Here is a 7,510-nt window from a genome sequence, read left to right on the forward strand (position 1 = left end):
CTGCGCATCGGTGGTGATGGCATCGGTGCTCGGCTTCGACAAGAAGTACGGCATCCGCATCGTGCCGACCAAGGAAGCTTCCTGGGCGGCGGTGCGCGACAAGCTGGTCAACGGCGAGCTGGACGCGGCGCATGTGCTGTACGGCCTGGTCTACGGCGTGCACCTCGGGCTGTCCGGGCCGAAGAAGGACATGGCGATGCTGATGACGCTGAACCACAATGGCCAGGCAATCACGCTGTCGAAGAAGCTTGCCGACAAGGGCGCGATGGACGGCCCCTCGCTGGCGAAGCTGATGCAGGCCGACAAGCGTGAATACACTTTTGCGCAGACCTTCCCGACCGGCACCCATGCGATGTGGCTGTACTACTGGCTGGCCGCGCACGGCATCGACCCGATGAAGGACGCCAAGATCATCACCGTGCCGCCGCCGCAGATGGTCGCCAACATGCGGGTGGGGAACATGGACGGCTATTGCGTGGGCGAGCCATGGGGCCATCGCGCGATCATGGACGGCATCGGCATCACCGGCGTGACCACGCAGGATATCTGGAAGGACCACCCGGAAAAGATCCTCGGCACCACCGCCGAATGGGTGAAGAAATATCCGAACACCGCGCGCGCGATGACCGCTGCCGTGCTCGATGCCGGCCGATGGATCGACGCCGGCTTGCAGAACAAGATGAAGATGGCCGAGACGGTGGCCGACAAGTCCTATGTCAATACCAGTGTCGATGCGATCAACCAGCGCATCCTTGGGCGCTACCAGAACGGTCTGGGCAAGACCTGGGACGACCCGAACCACATGAAGTTTTTCAACGACGGCTACGTGAACTTTCCCTACCTGTCGGATGGCATGTGGTTCCTCACCCAGCAGCGCCGCTGGGGCTTGTTGAAGGAGGAGGTCGATTACCTCGCCGTGGCGCGGCAGGTCAACCAGATCGACCTGTACAGGGATGCGGCCAACATGGCCAAGGTCAGCGTGCCGAAGGAGGCAATGCGCAGCGCAAAGCTGATCGACGGCGTCATCTGGGACGGCAAGAGTCCGAAGCAGTATGCCGGTTCCTTCAAGATCAAAGTGTAAGAGGCCATCATGAGCGCAGTCATGGACAAGGTATTGAACCAGCCGGCCGTACCGGCGGTGGAAGCGCTGCCGAAAAAGGCGGACTCGAAAGGGCACGCGGAGAAGAAGTTCGCATCGGCCGGGAACACTTTCACGCTGAAACCCTATCTGCTGGCAGCCCTGCCGCCGCTCTTTGGCATTGCGCTGCTGGTGCTGGTATGGGAAATCGTGGCAGCGAAGAGCAGCGACTTTCCGACGCCGATGGCCACGCTGCAGGAAGCGATGAATGTCTTTTCCGATCCGTTCTACCGGAAGGGACCGAACGACCAGGGCATCGGCTGGAACCTGCTGGCCTCGCTCAAGCGCGTGGCGATCGGTTTCGGCCTGGCGGCGGCGGTCGGCATTCCGCTCGGCTTCCTGATCGGCCGCTTCCGCTTCCTGTCGGGCATGTTCAGTCCCATCGTCAGCCTGCTGAAGCCGGTATCGCCGCTGGCCTGGCTGCCGATCGGCCTGCTGGTGTTCAAGGCGGCGAACCCGGCGGCGATCTGGGCGATCTTCATCTGCTCGATCTGGCCGATGATCATCAATACCGTGGTCGGCGTGCAGCGCGTGCCGCAGGATTACATGAACGTGGCCAGGGTGCTCAACCTGTCCGAATGGAAGATTCTGACGAAAATCCTGCTGCCGTCGGTGCTGCCCTACATGCTGACCGGCGTGCGGCTGGCGATCGGCACCGCGTGGCTGGTAATCGTCGCGGCCGAAATGCTGACCGGCGGCGTCGGCATCGGTTTCTGGGTGTGGGACGAGTGGAACAACCTGAACGTGCCGCACATCATCATCGCCATCGTCGTGATCGGCGTGGTCGGCCTGCTGCTGGAACAGGCGCTGGTGGCGCTGGCGAAGGCATTCACTTATGAAGACATCCGCAACTAGGACACCATCATGGACAACGCAAGCAAATTCATCGAAATCCAGCACGCGGAAATGGTGTTCCATACCAGCAAGGGCGCGTTCCACGCGCTCAGGGATATCCACCTGAACGTGAAGAAGGGCGAGTTCGTCACGCTGATCGGCCATTCCGGCTGCGGCAAGTCGACGCTGCTGAACCTGATCGCCGGCCTGCTGGATGCGAGTGGCGGCACGCTGATCTGCGCCAGCCGGGAAATCGCCGGTCCCGGGCCGGAGCGCGCGGTGGTGTTCCAGAACCATTCGCTGCTGCCGTGGCTGACCTGCTACGAGAACGTGTACCTGGCGGTCGAGCGCGTGTTCGGCGCGGCGGAGCGCAAGGCGAGGCTGAAAGAGCGCACCAAGGCGGCGCTGGCGCTGGTCGGCCTGACCCACGCGGAACAGAAGCGCCCGCAAGAAATCTCGGGCGGCATGAAGCAGCGGGTCGGCATCGCGCGCGCGCTGTCGATGGAGCCGAAAGTGCTGCTGATGGACGAACCGTTCGGCGCACTCGATGCGCTGACCCGCGCCCACCTGCAGGACGAGCTGCTGAAGATCGTCGCCACGACGCAATCGACCGTGGTGATGGTCACGCACGACGTCGACGAGGCGGTGCTGCTTTCGGATCGCATCGTGATGATGACCAACGGCCCGGCCGCCACCATCGGCGACATCGTACAGGTGCGGCTGGCGCGCCCGCGCGACCGGGTGGCGCTTGCGCATGATCCGCTGTACATCGAATACCGCAGCGCGGTGCTTGAGTTCCTGTATCACCGCCAGGCGCAGCCGGCGGTGAAGGAAGCCGCATAACAGCACGGCAGCTGGCAGTGGCGCAGGGGCCGCCGCTAGCGCGCCACTGCGAGGTACAACAGCAGCAGGTTCACGACCAGGGACGCAACCGCGACGGTGCGCCACAGCGCCATCGGGTTGCGCGCCGCCAGCGGCGTGGGCGAACGCGCGGGCGCGCGGTTGTTCGGGCCGCGCTCCAGCGCCAGCAGGAATTCCTCGGCCGTTTCGTAACGCTGCGCCGGGTCGCGCGCCACCGCCTTCAGCAACACGTTTTCCAGCCACAGCGGGATGTCCGGCCGATATCGGCTGGGCGGCGCGGGCTCGCCGAAACGCGGGCGCTGGAACGGTTCGATCTCGCCGTAAGGGTAATGGCGCGTCAACAAGTGGTACAGCGTGACGCCGGCCGCATAGACATCGGTCTGGCGCGAGGGCGGCGCATTGTCGAACTGTTCCGGCGCGAGGAACGAAGGCGTTCCCGCCTGCGGCGCGCGCACGCCGTCCTCTTCTTCCAGCCCGGACATCGCGACGCCAAAATCGAGCAGCCGCAACTCGCCGTCGGCGCCGAGATGCACATTGGCGGGCTTGATGTCGCGGTGGATGATGTTGCGACGGTGCAGCGCGCCGACCGCGCGCACCAGCTTTTCGCCGTGCGACACCACTTCCGGCGCGGTGAAATGCAGGCCGTGGTCGAGCATCTGCTGCAGCGTCTGTCCCTCGTGCCAGGTACTCAGGTAATACAGGTAATTCCTCTGCTCCGGCATGATGACCTGTGGGAAAAAGCGCGCCACCGCGCGCCGCGACAGCCATTCCTCGTGCGCGAACGCCGCCCTCTCGTGCACATCGTCGGCGCGGTCGGGTTGCAGGGTCTTCAATACCAGCTGGCGCTGCGTGCGCGGATCGAGCACCCGGTACAGCAGGGTGGCCTGCGACTTGTGGATGACGTCCTCGACGAGGTAGCCGTCCAGCGCCTGCCCCGGCTTGAGCCGCGGCGGCACCGGCAGCTGGGTCGAGACGGACAGCGCATCGCGCAGGTCGCCCTCCGGCAGCGCATCGACGCGCAGCACGAGCGCGCTGCAGTTGTCGTTCGAACCCGCGGCCAGCGCCGCATTGACCAGGGCTTCGGCGCACATGGATGCATCGGATTGCCCCAGCACCAGCTCCGACAGGTGCCGCGTGATGTCGTATTCGGTCATGCAGGACCAGACACCGTCCGACGCGAGCAGCAGCACATCGCGCTGGCGCAGGTCGCCCATGCCGTGATCGATCGCGATGCGCGAATCGAGACCGACTGCGCGGGTGAGCACATGCTGCATCTCCGGGCGGTCCCATACATGGTCGGTCGTCAGCCGGGTCAGGCTGCCGCCGCGCAGCAGGTACAAGCGGGTGTCGCCGACATGGGAAAAGAAATAGCATTGGCCGCGCAGCACGAGCGCCGTCAGCGTGGTCGCCATGCCGGCCAGTTCCGGGCGTACCGATCCCTGCCGCTGCACCCAGCTGTTGATCGACTTGATGACCTTGTCCATCGCCTGGGTGACTGGCCAGGTATCCGGCGTCGCATAGTAGTCGGCGAGCAGCCCGCGCACCGTGTACTCGGATGCCTCGCGGCCGCCGTCGTTGCCCGACACGCCGTCGGCGATCGCCGCCACCAGCCCTTTGGTCGTCAGTTCCGGTTCATTGGGCGTCACCAGCCCGACGAAATCTTCGTTGCGTTCGCGCTGGCCGGCGCGGGAGGCGTGGCCGATGTGGACAGACAGGGGCATGATATGACCATTCAGATAAGAGCCGATCCCGGCTGGGCTCGGCTCCGGCATCCGGCGATTTTGTCGCCGGATGCGCCGATTCTACTGGCCGTACCTTACTAGATCTTTGCAGCGGTCATCGCCGCGCTGCCCCAGGTGGTCCGCCAGCGCGTCTTGACTGCGCTCAATCCGACCAGGGCGGCGGCAGCCAGCGCCGAGAACAGGGTCAGCCCGAGCTGGTAGCTGCCGGTGAGCTGTTTCGAATAGCCAAGGCTGGATGCGAGGTAGAAGCCGCCGATCCCGCCCGCCATTCCGACCAGTCCGGTCATGACGCCAATTTCCTTGCGGAATCGTTGCGGTACCAGCTGGAACACCGCACCGTTGCCGGTGCCCAGCGCCAGCATCGCCAGCACGAACACCGCGAGCGCCAGTTGAACCGACTGCAGGCCGGTGCTCGCGATGAACAGGAAGCCCGCCGCCAGCACATACGTCAGCGACAGCGCCTTGATGCCGCCGATGCGGTCGGCGACGACGCCGCCTACCGGCCGCACCAGCGAGCCGGCAAACACGCAGGCGGCGGTGAAATAGCCGGCGGTCACCGGGGACAGCCCGTACTGCGCATTGAAGTAGATGGTCAGCGACGACGCCAGGCCGGAAAAGCCGCCGAAGGTGACGCTGTAGAAGAACATGAACCACCATGCGTCCTTGTCCTTGAGCACGCGCAGGTATTCGATCATCGATTTCGGCGGTGGCGCCGAGGGCGCATCCCTGGCGAACACCAGGTATACGATGAAGGCAACGCCGAGCGGGATCAGGCACCAGCCGAACACGTTCTGCCAGCCGTAGGCCAGCGCCAGAGACGGCGCGAACAGCGCGGCGAACGCGGTGCCGGAATTGCCCGCGCCCGCAATGCCCAGCGCCGTACCCTGGTGCTCGGGCGGGTACCAGCGTGACGCCAGCGGGAGCGCGACGGCGAATGCGGCACCGGCCACGCCGAGCAGGATGCCGAGTGCGAGCATGCTTTCGTAGGTATCCAGCTTGCCGAGCCAGGCCCAGGCCAGGGTCGCAAGCACGATCAGCTGGCCGATCGCGCCCGCCTTCTTCGGCTTCAGGTGGTCCACCAGTACGCCCATCGCGATACGCAGCAGCGCGCCGGCGAGCAGCGGCGTGGCGACCATCAGGCCTTTCTGTGCGGCCGTCATGCCGAGGTCCTTCGAGATCTGGACGGCGAGCGGCCCGAGCAGCACCCAGACCATGAAGCTCAGGTCGAAATAGAAAAAGGAAGCGAGCAGCGTCGGCGTGTGCCCAGCCTTCCAAAACGACGATGTTTTCATGATGCTCCTTTGCACCGGGATTGGAATCGGAGGGCGAAATGCAATCCGCATGCCACGCGTTACTTTCTGTGCAAAAGTGCGCGGCCGCGGGGGTTTGCACCGGATGGAATGGCGTGATGCACCCGGACGGTGCGATTTCATCTTCATCGCGGTGCGATTTCGCACGAAACACACTGGCACTGCTCTTGCTAAATAGCCGACAAGAAGTTTTTTGATACGGCTTCAATGGCGAAGCCGAGTGGAGAAGGAGCTTTAATGAAGAAGCTGAAGCTAGTCATGGTCGGTAACGGGATGGCGGGTGTGCGTACGCTCGAAGAGCTGCTCAGGCTGGCGCCGGACGTCTATGAGATCACCGTATTCGGCGCCGAACCCTACGCGAACTACAACCGCATCCTGCTGTCGCCGGTACTTGCCGGCGAACAGACGATCAAGGACATCATGCTCAACGATGTCGACTGGTACGCCGAAAACAACATCACGCTTCACCTCGGCAAGAAGATCGCGAGGATCGACCGTGTCCGGCGCATGGTGATCGCCGAGGACGGCACGACGGCGGAATACGACCGCCTGCTGCTGGCGACCGGCTCGACGCCCTTCATCCTGCCGGTGCCCGGCAAGGACCTCGCCGGCGTGATTTCCTACCGCGACATCCAGGATACGAATGCGATGATAGAGGCCGCGCGGCAGCACAGGCATGCGGTCGTGATCGGCGGCGGCCTGCTCGGCCTGGAAGCGGCCAACGGCCTGAAGCTGCGCGGGATGGATGTCACCGTGGTGCACCTGCCGGCCTGGCTGATGGAACGCCAGCTCGACCCGACCGCGGCCCGGATGCTGCAGAAGTCGCTGGAAGACCGCGGCCTGAAATTCCTGCTCGATAAGAACACGAAGGAACTCGTCGGCGATGAGGACGGACGGGTAAAGGCAATCCGCTTTGCCGACGGACTGGAAGTGCCGGCGGAACTGGTGGTGATGGCTGTCGGCATCCGGCCCAATACTGCGCTCGCCGAATCCGCCGGCCTGTTCTGCAATCGCGGCATCGTGGTCAACGACACCATGCAGACTTACGATCCGCGCATCTACGCGGTCGGCGAGTGCGTGAACCATCGCGGCACCGCCTACGGCCTGGTCGCGCCGCTGTTCGAAATGGCCAAGGTCTGCGCGAATCACCTGGCCAACTTCGGCATCGGCCGTTACCAGGGATCGGTGACATCGACCAAGCTCAAGGTCACCGGCATCGACCTGTTCTCGGCCGGCGAATTCATGGGCGGCGCAGGCACCGAGGAAATCGTGCTGTCCGACCCGATCGGCGGCGTCTACAAGAAGCTGGTAATCAAGGAAGACAAGCTGGTCGGCGCCTGTCTGTACGGCGACACCGTCGACGGCAGCTGGTACTTCAAGCTGCTGCGCGAAGGCCGCAACATCAACGACATCCGTGACACGCTGATGTTCGGCGAATCGAATCCCGGCCGGCCGGGCGACTCCGGCCACGAAGGTTTCACCAGGGCGGCGGCGATGCCCGACGATGCCGAGGTATGCGGCTGCAACGGCGTGTGCAAGGGCGCCATCGTCAAGGCGATCAAGGAAAAGGGCTTGAACACGCTGGACGATGTGCGCAAGCACACCAAGGCTTCGGCCTCCTGCGG

General features: G+C 64.3%; 6 protein-coding genes. 4 read left to right on the forward strand and 2 right to left on the reverse strand.

What is annotated here, in order from left to right; genetic code table 11:
- The 3 genes from VEC01_RS04720 to VEC01_RS04730 form a co-directional block, all read left to right on the forward strand.
- Window positions 1-1,081: CmpA/NrtA family ABC transporter substrate-binding protein (locus VEC01_RS04720; protein WP_324899263.1), on the forward strand; the 1,081-nt coding region annotated here is incomplete at its 5' end.
- Window positions 1,082-1,090: 9 nt separating this feature from the next.
- Window positions 1,091-1,993, forward strand: a complete 903-nt coding sequence (gene ntrB, locus VEC01_RS04725; RefSeq protein WP_324899264.1) for a nitrate ABC transporter permease — start codon at window positions 1,091-1,093, stop codon at window positions 1,991-1,993.
- A gap of 9 nt (window positions 1,994-2,002) precedes the next feature.
- Window positions 2,003-2,815 carry an ABC transporter ATP-binding protein gene (locus VEC01_RS04730; protein ID WP_324899266.1) on the forward strand — a complete coding sequence of 271 codons (813 nt, stop codon included), beginning with the start codon at window positions 2,003-2,005 and terminating at the stop codon, window positions 2,813-2,815.
- Between the two features lie 35 nt (window positions 2,816-2,850).
- Here VEC01_RS04730 and VEC01_RS04735 read toward each other — a convergent pair whose 3' ends face one another.
- Both VEC01_RS04735 and VEC01_RS04740 read right to left on the reverse strand, forming a co-directional pair.
- Window positions 2,851-4,554 (reverse strand): bifunctional protein-serine/threonine kinase/phosphatase, encoded by a 1,704-nt coding sequence (locus VEC01_RS04735; protein WP_324899268.1) that lies wholly within the window; start codon window positions 4,552-4,554, stop codon window positions 2,851-2,853.
- Between the two features lie 98 nt (window positions 4,555-4,652).
- Complete coding sequence (locus VEC01_RS04740; protein WP_324899270.1) at window positions 4,653-5,867, reverse strand: nitrate/nitrite transporter; 1,215 nt, start codon at window positions 5,865-5,867, stop codon at window positions 4,653-4,655.
- Between the two features lie 255 nt (window positions 5,868-6,122).
- On the opposite strand from VEC01_RS04740, the gene VEC01_RS04745 reads away from it, so the two are divergent.
- The coding region (locus VEC01_RS04745) for an FAD-dependent oxidoreductase (protein ID WP_324899272.1) at window positions 6,123-7,510 on the forward strand (1,388 nt) is incomplete at its 3' end.

The sequence above is a fragment of the Noviherbaspirillum sp. genome (assembly GCF_035627455.1).
GTDB lineage: Bacteria > Pseudomonadota > Gammaproteobacteria > Burkholderiales > Burkholderiaceae_D > Noviherbaspirillum.